Source organism: Aeromonas media, from assembly GCF_000819985.1.
Classification (GTDB): domain Bacteria; phylum Pseudomonadota; class Gammaproteobacteria; order Enterobacterales; family Aeromonadaceae; genus Aeromonas; species Aeromonas media.
On record NZ_CDBZ01000178.1, the window covers coordinates 1 to 914 of the forward strand.

At 56.2% G+C, this 914-nt stretch carries 1 protein-coding gene; it reads left to right on the forward strand.

The annotated features are described in order from the left end of the window. Positions 1 to 914 (forward strand): J domain-containing protein (locus tag BN1127_RS22475; RefSeq protein WP_042650004.1); only part of this gene is annotated, 914 nt, incomplete at both ends.

Here is a 914-nt window from a genome sequence, read left to right on the forward strand (position 1 = left end):
CTCGAAAAGCTACAGGCAAAAATCGACAAGCAAGCCCTCAACGGCCGCGATATCTATCAGCGCTTCACCAGCGAAATAGAACCCCTTGAGCGTCAACAATGCGAGCTCATCTTTGCCCTCACCAAGCGACTGACCGACTTTACGGCCCGCAAGAGCTTTACCCAGTGGCAACGGGAGACCTTGCACCACTGGATCCACGATCTCATCAACTATCTCGAGTCCAATCCGTTTCGTGGCGAGATGGATTTGGCCCCCCTCTATCACCAAATCCAAACCAATACCGCCCTGCACATGGATGACGAACAGCTCGACTATCAGTGTGATGAACTTACCCATATGCTGATGGAAACTTGTGGTCACTGCCCCGAAGACATCGACACCTTGCGCGATATGGTCAAAAACCCCGATCTGTTGCACGAGTACCTGATAAACGCGGCGCAGCAGAAAATGGCCAACGGGAGTGACACCGCTGGTGAGGAAGAGGATGCCCTCTTCGACGATGATGAGTTGTTCGCCGATGAGTCCCCCTTCGGCGCTGAGCAGCAAGATGCTTTTGCCCACACGCGCACCCGTCGTGAGCAAGAGGAAGAGGCGCGCATCGAACAGTTGTTCAGCAAATCCAGCCTCAAGCAGCTCTATCGCAAGCTCGCCCTGGCGCTGCACCCGGATCGGGAACCCGACCCCGCCATGCAGGCGGAAAAGACCCGCATCATGGGCCAACTCAGTCAGGCTTGGGAAAACAAAGAGATGTTCACCCTGTTGCAGCTGGCCCACGCCCACCTACCCGAGTTCGATAACCTGCTCAGTGACGAGAACCTTGCTTACCTCAACCCGATGCTGAAACGCCAGCTACGCGAGCTCGAAGTCAGCTACTACGGCGGGCAAGACGGGCTGATGGGCGCGGTGCTGCACAA